Origin of the sequence: Flavobacterium aurantiibacter, from assembly GCF_002251775.1 — a bacterium.
In the GTDB taxonomy this organism is placed as follows: domain Bacteria; phylum Bacteroidota; class Bacteroidia; order Flavobacteriales; family Flavobacteriaceae; genus Flavobacterium; species Flavobacterium aurantiibacter.
In genome coordinates, this window is the sequence record NZ_NOXX01000197.1 from 1 (window position 1) to 17,582 (window position 17,582).

The 17,582-nt window shown below is 42.1% G+C and carries 15 protein-coding genes; 10 read left to right on the plus strand and 5 right to left on the minus strand.

Annotated features, from left to right (window positions below):
- Positions 1 to 271 precede the first annotated feature (271 nt).
- Both CHX27_RS08560 and CHX27_RS08565 read left to right on the plus strand, forming a co-directional pair.
- Positions 272 to 2,632, plus strand: coding sequence for an alpha-ketoacid dehydrogenase subunit alpha/beta (locus CHX27_RS08560; protein ID WP_094486354.1), 2,361 nt, complete (start codon positions 272 to 274; stop codon positions 2,630 to 2,632).
- Positions 2,633 to 2,636: 4 nt separating this feature from the next.
- Positions 2,637 to 3,155 (plus strand): hypothetical protein, encoded by a 519-nt coding sequence (locus CHX27_RS08565; RefSeq protein ID WP_094486355.1) that lies wholly within the window; start codon positions 2,637 to 2,639, stop codon positions 3,153 to 3,155.
- On the opposite strand, the gene CHX27_RS08570 is transcribed toward CHX27_RS08565, so the two are convergent.
- A complete protein-coding gene (locus tag CHX27_RS08570) occupies positions 3,138 to 3,920 on the minus strand; it encodes a sulfite exporter TauE/SafE family protein (protein ID WP_165764474.1) in 783 nt (260 codons plus the stop codon). The two genes, CHX27_RS08565 and CHX27_RS08570, sit on opposite strands and share 18 nt — an antisense overlap.
- 2 nt (positions 3,921 to 3,922) lie before the next feature.
- On the minus strand, positions 3,923 to 5,899 hold the full coding sequence (locus CHX27_RS08575; protein WP_094486357.1) for an alpha-ketoacid dehydrogenase subunit alpha/beta: 1,977 nt from the start codon (positions 5,897 to 5,899) through the stop codon (positions 3,923 to 3,925).
- Positions 5,900 to 6,093: 194 nt separating this feature from the next.
- Here CHX27_RS08575 and CHX27_RS08580 point away from each other — a divergent pair, with 194 nt between their 5' ends.
- The 5 genes from CHX27_RS08580 to CHX27_RS08600 are packed head-to-tail and all read left to right on the plus strand — an operon-like array spanning position 6,094 to position 10,091.
- A complete protein-coding gene (locus CHX27_RS08580; protein WP_094486358.1) occupies positions 6,094 to 7,044 on the plus strand; it encodes an isopenicillin N synthase family dioxygenase in 951 nt (316 codons plus the stop codon).
- A gap of 53 nt (positions 7,045 to 7,097) precedes the next feature.
- Entirely contained in the window at positions 7,098 to 7,427 is a 330-nt protein-coding gene (locus CHX27_RS08585; protein ID WP_094486359.1) for a translation initiation factor, read from the plus strand.
- 2 nt (positions 7,428 to 7,429) lie between these two features.
- Positions 7,430 to 8,299, plus strand: a complete 870-nt coding sequence (locus CHX27_RS08590) for a nucleoside phosphorylase (protein ID WP_094486360.1) — start codon at positions 7,430 to 7,432, stop codon at positions 8,297 to 8,299.
- Positions 8,296 to 9,144, plus strand: coding sequence for a substrate-binding domain-containing protein (locus CHX27_RS08595; protein ID WP_094486361.1), 849 nt, complete (start codon positions 8,296 to 8,298; stop codon positions 9,142 to 9,144). The genes CHX27_RS08590 and CHX27_RS08595 overlap by 4 nt, the downstream gene beginning before the upstream one ends.
- A 14-nt stretch (positions 9,145 to 9,158) precedes the next feature.
- On the plus strand, positions 9,159 to 10,091 hold the full coding sequence (locus CHX27_RS08600; protein ID WP_094486362.1) for a transglutaminase-like domain-containing protein: 933 nt from the start codon (positions 9,159 to 9,161) through the stop codon (positions 10,089 to 10,091).
- 6 nt (positions 10,092 to 10,097) lie between these two features.
- Here CHX27_RS08600 and ung read toward each other — a convergent pair whose 3' ends face one another.
- Positions 10,098 to 10,769 (minus strand): uracil-DNA glycosylase, encoded by a 672-nt coding sequence (gene ung, locus CHX27_RS08605; protein ID WP_094486363.1) that lies wholly within the window; start codon positions 10,767 to 10,769, stop codon positions 10,098 to 10,100.
- Between the two features lie 107 nt (positions 10,770 to 10,876).
- Between ung and CHX27_RS08610 the strand changes: the two genes are divergently transcribed.
- Both CHX27_RS08610 and CHX27_RS08615 read left to right on the plus strand, forming a co-directional pair.
- On the plus strand, positions 10,877 to 13,042 hold the full coding sequence (locus CHX27_RS08610) for an endonuclease MutS2 (RefSeq protein ID WP_094486364.1): 2,166 nt from the start codon (positions 10,877 to 10,879) through the stop codon (positions 13,040 to 13,042).
- Positions 13,039 to 13,470, plus strand: coding sequence for a thiol-disulfide oxidoreductase DCC family protein (locus CHX27_RS08615; protein WP_094486365.1), 432 nt, complete (start codon positions 13,039 to 13,041; stop codon positions 13,468 to 13,470). The genes CHX27_RS08610 and CHX27_RS08615 overlap by 4 nt, the downstream gene beginning before the upstream one ends.
- An 11-nt stretch (positions 13,471 to 13,481) precedes the next feature.
- Here the strand turns inward: CHX27_RS08615 and CHX27_RS08620 are convergent, their stop codons facing one another.
- Entirely contained in the window at positions 13,482 to 14,729 is a 1,248-nt protein-coding gene (locus CHX27_RS08620; protein WP_094486366.1) for a dicarboxylate/amino acid:cation symporter, read from the minus strand.
- Positions 14,730 to 14,897: 168 nt separating this feature from the next.
- Positions 14,898 to 15,965, minus strand: coding sequence for a chorismate synthase (gene aroC / locus CHX27_RS08625; RefSeq protein ID WP_094486367.1), 1,068 nt, complete (start codon positions 15,963 to 15,965; stop codon positions 14,898 to 14,900).
- A gap of 610 nt (positions 15,966 to 16,575) precedes the next feature.
- Between aroC and CHX27_RS08630 the strand changes: the two genes are divergently transcribed.
- Complete coding sequence (locus CHX27_RS08630; protein WP_094486368.1) at positions 16,576 to 17,580, plus strand: DHH family phosphoesterase; 1,005 nt, start codon at positions 16,576 to 16,578, stop codon at positions 17,578 to 17,580.
- The last annotated feature ends 2 nt before the right edge of the window (positions 17,581 to 17,582 follow it).

A 17,582-nucleotide genomic window follows, 5' to 3' on the forward strand; every position in this document is an offset into this window, starting at 1 on the left:
CCACTTTTGCGCAGCGACGACTCGTTTGCCGGCGCGCCCAAAAAATTAAAAACAAAACTTTTTAGTATACTTTTCGTGATTTCCTGCCGATTTTAGCGACAAGCCTCAATAAAACAAGTAGTTAAAATACTAAAATCTCGTAGCTTTTTAACATTCAGAGAACTATTTCTGCAAAATCTAATTTCGATCGGGGACAAAACTGCAATTACAACGTTTTCGCTTTTAACAGATACCGCTTTTCGTTACATTTGTTTTTTCAAGACCTGTGAATATGACAGCATTAGAACACGCTTCAACCCTATCTTTCGAAGATTTCAAAAAAGCCGTTTTAGACGATTACAAATTGGCCGTTACCAGTCGCGAATGCAGCTTGTTAGGACGAAAAGAAGTGCTGAGTGGTAAAGCTAAATTTGGAATCTTTGGCGACGGTAAAGAAGTTCCGCAGCTCGCTTTAGCAAAAGCTTTTCAGAATGGCGACTTTCGCTCGGGATACTACCGCGACCAAACGTTTATGATGGCCATTGGTGTTTTGAATATTGAAACTTTCTTCGCTGGATTGTATGGAAATACCGACCTAAACCTAGAGCCGATGAGCGCCGGGCGTCAGATGGGCGGCCACTTTGCTACACACTCGCTCGACGAAAACGGGAATTGGAAAAAACTCGCTGAACAAAAAAACTCTTCTGCTGATATTTCGCCAACCGCGGGTCAGATGCCGCGATTACTCGGATTAGCAGAAGCTTCAAAATACTACCGCCAATTAACCGACTGGGACGAAGCTTCGAAATTTTCAAACCAAGGAAATGAAGTTGCTTGGGGAACCATCGGAAACGCAAGCACATCGGAAGGTTTATTTTTCGAAACCATAAATGCCGCTGGAGTACTGCAAGTGCCTATGGTTATGAGCGTTTGGGACGACGAATACGGCATTTCGGTACACGCGAAACACCAAACTACCAAAGAAAGTATTAGCGAAATTCTAGCCGGTTTTCAGCGCACCGAATCGAAAAAAGGTTTCGAGGTTTTAACCGTTAAAGGTTGGGATTACGCCGCATTGATTAAAACGTACGAAGAAGCCGCACGCATAGCGCGAACCGAACACGTGCCTGTACTAATACACGTTCAGGAATTAACGCAGCCGCAGGGACACTCAACTTCCGGTTCGCACGAGCGTTATAAATCGGCCGAACGCTTAAAATGGGAACAAGAATTCGACTGTATTCGCCAGATGCGTTTGTGGATGATTGCAACCAATATTGCGAATCCTGAAGAATTAGACGCCCTAGAATCGGACATAAAAAAAGACGTTTTAGAAGGTAAAAAACAAGCTTGGAAATCGTTTTTAGATCCGATTAAAGCTGAGGTTCAGCAACTTTTAGAAATCGTAACGCAAATGCCTGGTTTGAGTCAGGAACTTATTGACAATATCGCCGATCTGAAAGCAACGCGCGAACCTATTCGAAAAGATATTTTAAGCTTGGCGCGAAAAATACTGCGTAAAACTGGCGCCAATAACGAGCAATTACGCGCGTGGACTGTTGCTTACGCAGAAAAATGCCAGTTGCTTTTTAGCAGTAATTTGTTTTCGGAAAGCGATAAAAACATTGCATCAGTCCCTGAAATTGCCCCGATTTTAGATGCTAATGCAGAAACTGTAGATGCACGAATTGTGCTGCGCGATAACTTCGACGCACTTTTTACAAAATACCCACAGGCACTTATTTTTGGTGAAGATTCGGGAAATATTGGAGACGTAAATCAAGGATTGGAAGGATTGCAGCAAAAGTTTGGCGAACACCGCGTAGCCGACGTTGGTATTCGCGAAGCTACGATTCTCGGACAAGGAATTGGTTTGGCGATGCGTGGTTTGCGACCTATCGCAGAAATCCAATACTTGGACTATTTGCTTTACGCGATTCAAATCATGAGCGACGACCTTGCTACCTTGCAATACCGTACCAAAGGAAAGCAAAAAGCACCTGTGATTATTCGTACTAGAGGTCACCGTTTGGAAGGCATTTGGCATTCAGGCTCACCCATGGGAATGATTATCAATGCGGTGCGCGGAATTCACGTTTTGGTTCCGAGAAACATGACCAAAGCAGCCGGTTTTTACAATGCGTTAATGCTCGCCGACGAACCTGCACTGGTTGTTGAATGTTTGAACGGCTATCGATTAAAAGAGCAACTTCCAGAAAATCCGGGTGAATACACAACACCAATCGGAATTGCAGAAGTATTACGCGAAGGAAAAGACATCACTGTTGTTTCGTACGGCTCGACCTTACGACTCGTACAAGCTGCAGCCACAGAACTTGCTGAACAAGGTATAGAAGTAGAAATTGTTGATTTACAATCGCTTTTACCCTTCGATTTAACGCACATTTGTGGAGCAAGTGTTTCAAAAACGAATCGTTTATTGGTTGTAGATGAAGATGTTCCGGGAGGTGCCTCGGCTTATATTTTGCAGAAAATAGTTGAAGATCAAAATGCCTATCGTTTTCTCGATTGCAAACCGCAAACACTAACGGCTAAACACCACCGACCTGCATACGGAACCGATGGCGATTATTTCTCAAAACCATCGGCAGATGACATTATCGAGAAAATTCTAGACATGTTAGCGGAGTAATATTATGAGACAATTTTTGCTTTTTGTTTTACTGCTTACTGGCATTTTTGGTTATTCACAAAATTCATTTCCAGAAAGTTGGATTGGAAATTGGAAAGGTGAACTAGAGATTATTGCGCCCGCGTCTGGTGCCGTGCAAGCAAAGTTTCCGATGGAAATAAAAATTGGAACTACTGATGAAGCAGGTGAATGGTCGTGGACAATTATTTACAATCACAAAGACGTGCGAAATTATCTGCTCCGCGCGAAAGATAAAAGTCGCGGTTTGTATGAAATCGATGAATTGAATAAAATCGTCTTAGATCTTGCTGTTTTCGGAAATACCACGATTAGCAGTTTCGAAGTTGATAAAATGCGTATTGTCGATTTCCACGAACTCAAAGACGGCAAAATGTACTTTTCTCTGATTTCCTACGATGAATCAAAAGCTAATTTATCGGGCAGCGGTACAGCCGAAATTCCGACGGTAAAAAGTAATGTGGTAACTGCGATGCAGCGCGCCGTTTTAGAACGAGAAAAATAGATTCAGTAGTAAGACGAGTCCGATTACTAGGATAATTAACGCCAAGATTTTCTTGAGGAAGAAAACGTCGGCTCGCGATTGAAAGCGCAATCCGATAAGCATTCCGACGAGTGTTAATGTCGTAAATGTGATCAGTAATTGCAGGTCGGGAATTAGCATCTGCGATAAATCGGCTATAAAACCGACTAAACATTGTACACCAACTAGCGTTAAGCTCATTGCTGTAGCTTCTTTGAATGTCAATCCTCCAAAGAAAAGTAAAGCGGGTACTATTAGAAATCCGCCGCCAGCGCCCAAAAATCCTGCTGTAAACCCGATTAGAAATCCGAGTACCAACAAAATTCGCGCTGATGTTCGCTGCGTTCGAGCGCCTTTATTATTTCGCAACAATAGCATAGCCGCTGCAAGCATTAACAACGAAAAGAGAAACACCAGCAAATCGCCCCGTTTAATGGAAAGACTTGCAAATAGCATGTTTTCAGGAATACTTGGCAAAACGTAAGACCGTGCAACAACGACACCTAAACTCGAAGGAATTCCGAATAAAAACAATTTTTTCCAAACGATATTTCCGGCAAACATTTGCTTGACACTTCCAACAATCGCTGGCACTCCAACGATAAACAGCGAATAAGTTGTTGCTAAAATAGGTTCTAGACCAAAGAAGAAAATTAGTGCAGGAAGCGATAGAATACTTCCGCCGCTACCGAGTAAACCTAAACTTACTCCGATTAAAACGGCGGCGATGTATCCTGCAATTTCCACTGTTAATATGCTATAAGCTCTTGAATTTGCATTCTAAAGCGCGATTTTGGTAAATACTGATCTTCTAACACTTTGGTGAACGGAATCGGCGTTTCCAAACTGCCCACACGCATTACGGGAGCGTCCAGATATTGGAAACAATTTTCCATAATCATTGCCGATAAATCGCTTGCAAAACCGCCAAAAATAGAATCCTCTTGAAGAATGATGCAACGAGACGTTCGCTTAACCGACTCGAAAATCGTTTTTGTATCGAGCGGCTGTAAGGTGCGTAAATCAATAACTTCAATATCTGTTAGTTGCAGTTCATCGATAATTTCCAAAGCCCAATGAACACCGGCGCCAAAACTTAAAACGGTAAGTCTGTTTCCGCTGCGGAGTGTGGCTGCTTCTCCGAAAGGAATGGTGTAATAGGATGTCGGTACATCTTGATAAACAGATCGATACAGTAATTTATGTTCAAAGTAAATTACAGGATTCGGATCAGCGATCGAGGTGTTTAATAATCCTTTTGCATCGTATGGAAAGGCAGGATACACCACTTTAAGTCCCGGAGTTTTTGTAAACCAAGCTTCGTTAGTTTGCGAATGAAAAGGTCCAGCCTGAGTGCCTCCGCCGCAAGGCATGCGCACCACAACGTCGGCATGTTCGCCCCAACGATAGTGCGATTTCGCAAGTAGATTCACAATCGGATTAAACCCTGTGGAAACAAAATCGGCAAATTGCATTTCTACCACCGCTTTGTATCCGTTAATACTTAAGCCCATGCCGGCACTTACAACGGCGCTTTCGCAGATGGGCGTATTTAAAATTCGTTCTTTTCCAAATTTCGCAACAAAACCGTCGGTTATTTTAAAAGCTCCTCCGTATTCGGCGATATCTTGTCCCATGATAACCGAATTCGGAAAACGTTCGAACGACTGCGACAAACTTTCAGAAATGGCATCTACAAAACGAATGTTTTTCATTTCAGCTTCCGGTGCTGTAACCGCCAGTTCAAATGGTTTGTAGACATCGTCTAATTCTTCTTCCAAAACCGCTTCAAAATCAGGTTCCGAAATAGCAGCTTGCCAATTGGTATCGATTTCAGATTTTAAAGCTGCTGTGATTTCTGCTTCTAAATCCGGATTTAAAACAGCATTATCTGTGAGGTATTTTTTAAAATTAGCAACCGGATCTTTCGCGGCCCAAGCATCCATTAGCTCTTGTGGTACGTATTTGGTTCCGCTCGCTTCCTCGTGTCCGCGCATGCGAAACGTCTTAAATTCGAGCAACACCGGACGCGGATTCTCCATCATCGAGTGCTTCAAATCTTTCAACAAATGGTAAATATCTAAGATATTGTTTCCATCGACAATGTAGCTTTCCATTCCATAACCTACACCGCGATCGGCTAAATGTTCGCAATTGTATTGTTCGTTGGTTGGTGTAGACAATCCGTAGCCGTTGTTTTCAATAACGAACATAACGGGAAGCTTCCAAACAGATGCAATGTTCAAGGCTTCGTGAAAATCGCCTTCCGAAGTTGCACCTTCACCGGTAAAAACTGCGGTTACTTTCTTCTCTTTGCGAAGTTTGTGCGCAAGAGCAATACCGTCGGCAATACCCATTTGCGGACCCAAGTGCGAAATCATTCCAATAATTTTGTGATCTTGCGTTCCGAAATGGAAACTGCGGTCGCGTCCTTTAGTAAAGCCCGAGCGTTTTCCTTGCCATTGTGCAAATAACTTTTGCAGCGGAACTTTACGCGTAGTAAACACTCCTAAATTTCGGTGCATCGGCAAAATGTATTCATCTGCATCTAAAACCGACGCAATTCCCACGGAAATAGCTTCTTGACCAATGCCACTAAACCATTTGGAAACTTTACCTTGACGAATAAGAATGAGCATTTTCTCCTCAATCATTCGCGGAAGCAATAAACTTTTATAAAGGGAAATTAATTCTTGATCGCTGAGCGTTTTTCTATCGAAGTGCATAGGGTTTTGAGTCGTTTTTTAACGAGCGTAAAAGTAGGTATTTTATCCACTTCAATCGATGTAGTTAACACGGTAAATTAGCGATTTTTTATGCTGACCGATTGAAAAACTCGGTTGCTGATGCTGCTTCAAATACTGAAAATACTATCTTTGTTTAAGAGCTTCGGCTCGATTATCGAAATTTTTAAAAGACTATGCAAAACATTCCAAGTGTTGACCTGCGTGATTTCCTTTCGGAGAACCCGGAACGCAAACAAAAATTTGTAAATGAAATCGGAAAAGCTTTTGAAGAAATTGGCTTTGTTGCCTTAAAAGGGCACTTTTTAGACGATCGTTTGGTAGACGATTTATACAGCGAAGTTCGACAGTTTTTTGCACTTCCCGTAGAAGTGAAAGAAAAGTATGAAATTCCTGGAATTGGCGGACAACGCGGTTATGTTTCCTTTGGAAAAGAACACGCAAAAGGAAGAAAAGAAGGCGATTTAAAAGAATTCTGGCACTTTGGTCAGTATGTCGATGAAACTTCACGCTGGAAAGATGAATATCCAGACAACGTGGAAGTTACAGAACTTCCTAAATTCAATGAAATCGGAAAAGAAGCCTACAAAATGCTTGAAAAAACAGGCGTTTATGTGCTTCGCGCTTTAGCTTTGCACTTAGGACTCGACGAAAAGTATTTTGATGAATATGCTTACGAAGGCAACTCCATTCTTCGTCCGATTCACTACCCACCTATTACTAAAGAACCTGAAAATGCGATACGTGCAGCTGCGCATGGCGATATTAATTTGATCACTTTACTGATGGGTGCGCAAGGAAAAGGCTTGCAAGTACAAAACCACAACGGCGAGTGGATCGACGCTATTGCAGAAGACGACGAACTTGTGATTAATGTGGGTGACATGCTCTCGAGACATACCAACAACAAACTGAAATCAACGATTCATCAAGTGGTAAATCCGCCGCGCGAATTGTGGGGAACATCAAGATATTCCATTCCGTTTTTCATGCATCCAGTTAGCGATATGAAACTGAATTGTTTGGAAAATTGCATCGATGAAAACAATCCAAAACTTTACGAAGATATTACTGCTGGCGACTTCCTGAATGAGCGTTTGGTAGAATTAGGATTGATCAAAAAATAATGTAAAACTTAATCGAAAAAGAGTGCGAATTAGCGTTCGCACTCTTCTTTTTTATGGACTTACAAGAACAACTCAAAAAACTGTTTCCCGATCACCAACCCTTACCCGAGGAAAAATCGGAACCTGAAAGCATAAGCATTCAATTACAAAAAGAACCGCTGATTTGTAAATACGAAAAGCGGAAAGGCGCGGCAACCACGCTCATTGAAGGCTATGAAGGCAGCGAAGCCGAATTAAAAATTTTAGCCAAAGAACTCAAAACATTTTTAGGCGTTGGCGGAAGTGTAAAAGATCATGTTATTATCGTTCAAGGCGATTACCGAGATAAGATAATGCAAAAACTAAAAGAAAAAGGATTTAAAGTAAAACGTGTAGGAGGATAATTATGATAGCAAACTCAGAACTAATATTAAATCCGGATGGCAGTGTGTATCACTTAAATTTACTGCCCGAACATATTGCAGACACATTTATTTTTGTGGGCGATCAGAACCGAGTGGAAAAAATTACACGGTATTTCGATCACATTGAATTCTCAACACAAAAACGCGAGTTTAAAGCACAAACCGGAACATACAAAGGCAAACGAATTACAGTTTTAAGTACAGGTATTGGTCCGGACAATATCGATATTGTGCTAAACGAACTCGACGCTTTGGTAAATGTCGATTTACAAACACGTACCGTAAAAACCGATCTTAAAAAACTGAAAATCATTCGCGTAGGAACTTCCGGCGCTTTGCAGCCTGATATTGCCGTGAACTCCTTCGTGGTATCGCGCTTTGCCGTTGGAACCGACAATATGTTGCGTTCTTACGTTTTGAATGATCAAATTTTGGAAGATTTATCCGACCGTTTCGTTCAACATACAGCTTGGGATTTGCAAAAAGGAAAACCGTACGCGGTAAGTTGCAGCGACGAATTGCTTTCTTGGTTCGATAATCCAAAGTTTAAAAAAGGAATTACGGCAACGGCAGGTGGTTTTTACGGACCGCAAGGACGCGAAGTTCGCTTAACGCCAGCCGATAAAACCATCAACGAAAAATTGCAAGGTTTTGAATATGAGAGCATTCCCATGACTAACTTAGAAATGGAAACTGCAGCGATTTACGGACTTTCGGCCTTATTCGGACATGAAGCTTTATCACTCAACGCCATTATTGCTAATCGAGCAAACGGTACTTTCAGTGAAAATCCGGAAGAAGCTATCGAAAATTTGATTCAAGAAGTTTTAGCCGTACTCGCCAAGCAATGAAAAAAGTAACGCTCGCTGGAGTTCCCGAACACTTTAATACGCCTATTTTATTGGCATTAGAAGACGGCGCTTTCGCAGAACAAGGTATTGATTTGCAATTTACTACTGTTAAAGAAGGTACAGGAAAAATGTGCCAAATGCTCGATTCACGAGAAACCGATTTGGCAATTCTTCTCACCGAAGGAATTTGCAAACACATTTTGAACGGCGGTGAGGCAAAATTGGTTCAGTGGTACACCAAAACGCCACTACTTTGGGGCGTTCATGTAGGATATGCATCAAAATTTCAAACGGAAACCGATTTAAAAGGAACTGTCGCCGCAATTTCTAGAAAAGGTTCAGGTTCAGAATTGATGAGCTTTGTACACGCCACAAATATGGGCTGGGATGAGACAAACCTGCGTTTTGAAATCGTTCATACGATAGACGGAGCCGTAACCGCTTTAACTGACGGAACTGCCGACTACTTTATGTGGGAACAATTCATGACACAACCATTGGTCGATCAAAAAATCTTCAGACGATTAGGTGTTTGCGCATCGCCTTGGCCTTGTTTCGTGATTGCCGTAAATACCAAATTTGCTGCTGAAAATCCAACCGATTTACAAACTGTTTTAGCTGTCATCAATCGTTATACATCGACTTTTAAAAATCGACCTACTGCTGAAGCAGATATTGCGAATCGCTTTCATTTAGATTTGGAACAAGTGCGCGATTGGCTTCAGGTAACCGAATGGTCGCAGGAGCAAATTACTCTCGAAACGTTAAACAAAATTCAAAATCAACTCGTTTCATTTAACATCATCGATAAAAAAGGTACATTTGAGGATATGGTAATTTCTTAAATCGAGCGCAGCTGATGTCCACTTCCGTCAACATCAATTTTCAACAACTGAAAAGCAAGCTGCAACTTCCCAAGCCGTGGGATTCGATTATTATTTTCGTGCTCAACATCTTACTCACAATTCCCGTGTTTATTATTGTGCATCAGAATATTATCGATCCGCAATGGCCGTTTCATCTCGATCAAGTTTTTCTCTTCCTCATCATTGTTATCCTTTTTCAATTGTTGCTTCGCGCGCTGCGAACCATCATCATTATTGCCATTTTTGTTTACTTACTTATTCTACTTTTTGGTACTGTAATCGGCGGTTACGGTTTTAACGCTGTTGCAGAAGATTATCGCGCAATGATGTACAGCATGGCCGATAATCCGAATCCGCAAGATGTGATTATCGCTAAACTTCTCCCCTTTCCAAATAAATCCCAGATTTTAGAATCCATTGAATTTAACAATCCGAAAGTTCGAAACTTCGCACTTTACGCCACCACGAAGCATTTTAAAGACGTGAAAGGATATCACAAAGACCGAAGAATGATTCAATGTTTCGCCGTTTTTAAAGAAATTCGAAACCGCTGGAATTACGTTAACGACCCAAAAAACACCGAGTACATTGCACGTGCCAGCGAATCGCTCGTACATTTTTCGGGCGATTGCGACGATCATGCCATTTTGATGGCGGCTTGCATTCGTGCTATTGGTGGAACACCGCGATTGATACATACTGGCGGACATATTTATCCTGAAATGCTTATCGGAAAAAAAGCCGATCTTGAGCAAGCGAACTATCTAATCAAAAATGTATTGTTTGCTGAAGAATCGCGAAATAAAGAAATCCATTATCACGTCGACGAACGCGGACAAATTTGGCTTAATCTCGATTACACGGCACGCTTTCCCGGCGGACCTTTTATGTCTGAAGAAATTCTTGGCGCGCTAACACTGAATTAAGTGCACTTATTGCACCCACTTAATTGGTTCTTTTCCGAGCGAAACCAAGATTTCATTGGTCTTGGTAAAATGCTTGTGCCCAAACCACTTGCCGTTATTTGCGCTTAATGGCGAAGGATGTCCGGCTTCTAAAACAAAATGTTTCTTTCGATCAATAAATTTGGCTTTCTTGCTCGCAAAGTTTCCCCACAGCAAGAATATAACTTGTTCCGTTTCCTCATTGATGATTCTAATGGTTTCATCAGTAAACTCTTCCCATCCTTTCCTAGAGTGCGAGTGCGCAGTTCCTCCGCGAACCGTTAGTGTGCTGTTGAGTAACATCACACCTTGCTTGGCCCAATGACGTAAGTTTCCACTTTTTGGAATGGGAAGTCCGGTATCACTGTGTAATTCTTTAAAAATGTTTACCAAAGAAGGCGGTGGTGGAATTCGATCGTTTACCGAAAAACACAATCCGTTTGCCTGACCTTCTCCATGATACGGATCTTGGCCGATGATAACCACTTTAATTTTGTCGATCGGACACAAATCGTAGGCCGCAAATATTTCTGCTTCAGGTGGATAACAGTGGTAAATTCGGTAATCGCGCTTGAGAAAAGTAAGCAACTGTACAAAATACGGTTTTTCAAATTCGTGCTCTAACTTTTCGCGCCACAGCGGATGTATACTCAACTTCATAATTTTGGTTTCCGATTAACTTAAACTGATGCTAATGCTTTCTTAAAAGAGCATAAAGTTATTAATTGCATCGCCGTATCTTTGTTAAAAAATACGAGGAAACGCGAATGCTATCTATAAGCCCAAAAACCATAACCGATTTACAATTTCCAACCATACTCGAAACACTTGCCGAGAAATGCAATACCGAGATCGGAAAAGAGAAAGCGTTGCAAGTTACACCAATTGCTGATAAACTCGAGCTGCTAAAAGCTTTACAACATACATCAGAATACCGCTCCTCGTTCGATAACAACAACGCCATTCCCAATCACGGGTTTGAAAGCATTGTGTCTGATTTAAAAATGCTACATATCGACGGCAGCATGCTGGAAGTAAGCAGCTTTCGAAAGTTTTTGTCGATTTCAGAAACAGCGGCAACATTAGTAACTTTTTTAAAGAAATTCGAAGACTATTATCCGGAATTAGCAGCAAAAGCCAGTGAAATAACTATTTCAAAAGACATCGCGAAACTTATTGATAATGTGATTGATAAGTATGGCGAAATTCGCGATAATGCTTCACCGGATTTGGTGGAAATTCGCCGGAATATGCAACAGGTTCGCGGAAAAGTGAATCAGAGTTTTGGTATGGCGCTCACCCAATACAACAGTTTGGGATATTTAGACGACATCAAGGAGAGTTTTGTGGATAATCGGCGCGTACTTGCCGTGTTATCCATGTATCGAAAAAAGGTAAAAGGTGCCATCTTAGGAACGTCCAAAACCGGCAGCATTTCTTACATTGAACCCGAATCGACTTACAAATACTCGCGTGAATTAGCCAATTTAGAATTTGAAGAACGCGAAGAAATCCGACGAATTTTACTGTTACTCACCGCTCAGTTGCGCCCTTTCGGGGAAGTTTTAGGTGCGTATCAAGACTTTTTGAGTGATATCGACGTGATTGCTGCCAAAGCCAAATATGCACGTAAAATCAATGGCATTCTACCCGAAATCGATAATACGAGTCGGCGTGTTTACTTTCGCGAGGCCTACCACCCTATTTTATTTCTGAATAATTTGGCTGAAAAGAAAGTTACGTATCCGCAAACTTTTGAGTTGACGCAAGAGAATCGAATCATCGTTATTTCAGGTCCGAATGCAGGAGGAAAAACCATTTCCTTGAAAACAATTGGTTTACTGCAATTGATGTTGCAAAGCGGATTTTTGATTCCCGTGCACGAACGCAGTTCTACATTTTTATTCGATCGAATTCTAACAGATATTGGCGACAATCAATCCATTGAAAACCATTTGAGTACGTACTCTTACCGACTCAAAAACATGAACTACTTTTTGCGTAAATGCAATAAGAATACGCTGTTTTTAATCGATGAGTTTGGAACTGGTTCCGATCCGGAATTGGGTGGTGCGTTGGCCGAAACTTTTCTGGAAGAATTTTACCATCGAGATGCTTTTGGAATCATCACTACGCATTATGCCAATTTGAAAATGCTCGCCAATGAACTTCCCGAAGCAACAAACGCCAACATGCTTTTCGATGAGCAATCGCTGGAGCCAATGTTCAAATTGGTTATCGGTCAGGCCGGAAGCTCGTTCACCTTTGAAGTAGCTCAGAAAAACGGCATTCCATACGGTTTGATCAATCGTGCGAAAAAGAAAATCGAATCTGGGAAAGTTCGTTTCGACAAAACCATTGCTACGCTTCAAAAAGAGCGCTCAAAAATGGAGCAAACTGCGCAGAGTTTAAAAGAAGTTGAATTGAAAAAACGCGAGGAAAGCGAAAAGCTCGAATCGATAAACGCGCGTATCAAACAAAAGCTCGAAAGCTATCAAGAATTGTACGACCAGAATCAGAAACTGATCTACATTGGTCAGAAGGTCGACGATTTAGCGCTTAAGTACTTTAACTCCAAGAATCGTAAAGAACTTATTGGCGAATTGGTACGTTTGGTTGAAGTAGAGAATTCGAAACGCAAGAAAATTGCGCCGAAGATTTTACAAGTCGAAAAGAAAAAGCAGGAAAAAACAGCCGCCGAAGTTGCCGTGAAAGTAGACGAGATTCGAAAGGAAAAGAAAGCGAAGAAAGAGAAAGAAATCGTTGAAAAACCAAAAGCTGTTTTAAAAATTGGCGATCGCGTACGTATGCACGACGGTCGAGCAGTTGGGGTAATAGACAGTATTGAAAAAACCAAAGCCACAGTAAATTACGGTGTCTTTACCTCGAAAGTGGCAGTTGATTTGTTAGAATTGGTAGAAGCAAAAAAATGAGCGAAAGTGTAGTTTCAAGAATTCCGCAAGGGAAAAAGTTAATCTTGTTTGACGGTGTTTGCACCTTATGCGATTCGGCTGTTCGATATGTCATTACTCACGACAAAAAAGATGAATTTCGATTTGCTTCGTTACAGTCGGATTTTGGACAACAAATTTTAAAGCACATCGGCATTGACAATCGGCAGATAGATAGCATTGTTTTATACGAGCCTCATGTGGCGTATTACTACAAGTCGGCCGCAGCGCTGCAAATCGCAAAAAATCTGGGAGGTATTTTCTCCTTGGCGGGAATATTCCGCATTATACCCACGGGATTAGCGAACATTGTTTACGATTACGTGGCCAAGAATCGATACAAATGGTATGGTAAAAAAGAAGTTTGCGGGATCGACGACGCCAACTTACGTTACAAAATAATAGCTTAAGGTGCGTTCGATTAATCCTTTTCCCATTTACCAACAACTGCTGTAGCTAGAGCGTTTCCTAAGACATTAGTGGCGCTGCGGAACATGTCGCAAAAGTGATCGATGGGTAGGATAAGTGCAATGCCTTCAACAGGAATATCGAACATACCACAGGTTGCTGCCACAACAACTAAACTTGCTCTCGGAACTCCCGCAATACCTTTACTGGTGAGCATTAACACCAACAGCATGGTTAACTGCGTGGGTGTATCGAGGTGAACGCCGTAAACTTGTGCTATGAAAATCGCTGCAAAAGTCATATACATCATGCTGCCATCGAGGTTGAACGAATAACCCAAAGGCAACATAAACGAAACGATTTTGTCTTTGATGCCGAAACGCTCGAGTTCTTCGGTTAATTTTGGAAAAACAGCTTCGCTACTTGTGGTGCCAAACGCAATAAACAAAGGTCCGGTGATGCGTTGCAGCAGCTGCTTCATTTGGGTGCCTAAAAACAAGAAACCGATTAGGAGCAATACTACCCACAAACTGCCGATTCCGACCATAAATGAGCCAAAGAACTTTGCATAAGTTAGCATGAGTTCGCTGAAATCGCGTACGGCAAATACGCCGGCAATCGCTCCAAAAACGCCGATTGGTGCGAACTTCATGACGTAGTTAACCATTTTAAGAACGATGTGTGAAGCCGTATCGAGTGCTTTGATGATCGGTTTTGAATAATCGCCCAAGGAAGCCGCTGCGAGTCCGAAGAAAATTGAAAACACAACGATTTGCAAAATTTCGTTCGTTGCCAAGGCTTCGAACAAGCTTTTTGGTATGATGTGTTCGATAAAGTGTTGTGCAGAGAAATCGGCTGTTTTTGCTGATACTTCGGACGCAGAAGCTGTATCGATATTTCCGAGTGTTAATCCGGCGCCGGGTTCGAGTACGTTAACCCAAATCATACCAATTAGCAATGAAATGAGTGAGGCAGTAAAAAACCAACCCAGTGCTTTACCACCAATACGACCAACCACTTTGATGTCGCCCAACTTAGCAATACCTACGATTAGCGTGGTGAAAACAAGTGGTGCAATGATCATTTGCACTAAGCGGATAAAAATCGTTGCCAAGATTTTGATGTAACTACTAAAATCTTTGGCTGCAATTGGATCGAAGTTTTGGTGAACGAAGATTCCCAAACCGATACCGGCAATCATTGCGATAAGAATTTGTACGGTGAGATTAGCGAAAACGCTCGGCTTTTTTTCTTGTGTCATGATAGTTTGGTTACGATTGCAACAGCCCCGATTGCAGCGAAAAGCGCGCAAAGCCTGTTTTTACAGCTTGCCGATTTTTGCGGGCGACCGAAGGAAGCCTAAAAAAAGCGCTGCAAGCGTAAAAAAGGGGCTGCGCACTTGTAGCGAAAAGCGGGAATAGCTGCCTCATTATATGGAAGATTGTATTTTTTGTAAGAGATAAAAATCGGCTAAAACTAGTGCGGTCATAGCCTCGACGATGGGAACGGCGCGGGGAACGACGCAAGGATCGTGGCGACCTTTAGCTTCCAATACCACTTCTTCGCCCAGGGCGTTTATCGTTTTTTGATCTTGCATGATGGTTGCAACGGGCTTAAACGCTACGCGGAAGCAAATATCCATACCGTTAGAAATTCCGCCTTGAATCCCGCCGGAGTGATTGGTAATGGTAGTTCCGTCGGTCAGAAAAGTATCGTTGTGCTCAGAACCAAACATGCTTGCTGCTTGAAAACCGCTGCCGATTTCGAATCCTTTTACGGCATTTATGGACAACATGGCGCGACCAAGAGCAGCGTGTAATTTGTCGAAAATCGGCTCTCCGAGTCCAGCCGGGACGCCCTTTACAATGCAATCGATGACGCCGCCAACGCTATCGCCTTTTTGTTTGAGATCGGTTAATAATTCGAGCATTTGTTGGCTTAGTTCGGGAACGGGGCAACGAATTTCGGACTGATCGACCAGGGATCTTGTGACGTAATTTTGGTACGAATCGGTTTTAATGGAACCGATTTGCGACACGTAAGCGGTTATCTGCACGTTTGGCAAGAGTTGTTCGACTAGGGCACCTGCGGCAACGCGTACGGCGGTTTCACGAGCGGAACTTCGGCCACCACCACGGTAGTCGCGAAAACCGTACTTTTTATCGTAGGTGAAGTCGGCGTGTGAAGGTCGGTATGCGTCTTTAATCTTGTCGTAATCAACCGATTTTTTGTCGGCATTAGGAATGATGAAACCGATGGGAGTTCCGGTGGTTTTCCCTTCGAAGATACCGGACAGGAAAGTAATGGCGTCGGACTCGTTTCGTGGGGAAACCCACTGGCTTTGTCCGGGTCGGCGTCTATTTATCTGATTTTGAATAGCTTGAAAATCGATTGTCAGACCAGCCGGAACGTGATCGAGAATACCACCGATGGCTTCGCCGTGCGATTCGCCGAAGGTAGTAAGCGTGAGCAGAGTTCCGAAAGTATTTGCTGCCATGTTGAAGATTTGGTCAAATATAAGGAATACGGTTGTGAAGTAGATTTGAGATTGGAATTTGGTAGAGAAATTACGGATAAAACGGGTGTAACGAACATAGTTGTTCTTGGTTGGATACCGGTCTTCACTCTTTTGCGTTCTTGAATTTTCTTCTTTTCCTACTTTCTCACCAACTTAGTTCCGTGGACCACATAGGCACAGAGGTGACATAGTTAAGTAGGGAAAGAATTTGCGGACTTTGCTGATGTGTGACAATATTAATTAGGTAAAGTTTCTTATTTCTATTTCCATTTTTTTACTTTTTTGAATTTTTTCACCCTTGCACTCTTTCCGTGTGAACGGGCGGAACGATATCCTTTTTGGCGATTGTAATTTCCACAAAAAATTTGCCAAAAAGATAAAGTGGAGCACGTGACGGCGCTAGCACTTTTTTTAATTAAAGTAAATCGTTGTGCGAAGCTGAAATCTTTTGACGTACAAAAATACGTTAAGCGCCGACACACCCAAAAAAACTAAAAAACTCTTTTAGACAAGACTGGATTTGTTAATTTTTTCTAATCCAAATTCACCAAAACGTCTAAAAAGTGCGTTTAAGTTGTATTTTCGTCGCATGAATGAAGCGCTTTTAGAGAAATTACGTACACAGCTCGCCAATCCTGGGAAAATTGGTATTGTAACCCATAAAAGTCCCGATGGCGATGCTATGGGCTCATCGCTCGGTTTATATCATTTATTGAAGCAATTCGGACATAAAATCGAAATTTTCACACCCAATCGCTATCCCGAATTTTTAGCATGGATGCCCGAATCGGAACGCGTAGTTGTTTTCGACGAACAAAATTCAGCTGCCACGGCACTGTTAAACAGCTGCGATACCATTTTTACGCTCGATTTTAATGCATTTCACCGTGCAGGCGATATGGAACACGCACTGAAAAACAAATCGGCGTTTTACGTGATGGTCGACCACCACCAAATGCCCGATACATACGCACAAATCACGTTTTCAGACACGGGTTATGCATCGACTTGCGAAATGATATACGATTTGGCTGTTGGATTAGGTTGGCAAGAATACGTGAACAAAGACGTTGCCGCTTGTTTATACACGGGAATTGTAACCGACACCGGTTCGTTTCGATTTGCTGCAACAAAACCTAGCACACATTTAGCCGTTGCGTATTTGATGCAAACCGGCATCGATCACGCTAAAATCTATTCGAACATTCATGATAATTTCTCGGCCGACCGCTTGCAATTGATGGGGCGCAGCTTGCAGAATTTAAAGGTATTTCCCGAAAAGAAAACGGCATACACGAAATTGTCGCAAGCCGAGCTAGATGCGTTTAATTATGTTAAAGGCGATACGGAAGGTTTAGTAAATTTGGCCTTGTCGATAAAAGGCATTGTATTTGCAGCGATTTTTATTGAACACACGGATGAAAAAATCATTAAAATATCGTTTCGTTCGCAAGGCGATTTTGATGTGAATCAGTTTGCAAGAGCACATTTTAACGGCGGCGGGCATATCAATGCGGCAGGCGGAAAATCGAACGTTAGCTTAGCAGAAACGATACAAAAATTTGAAGAACTGGTCTTAAATTTAGACATATAATC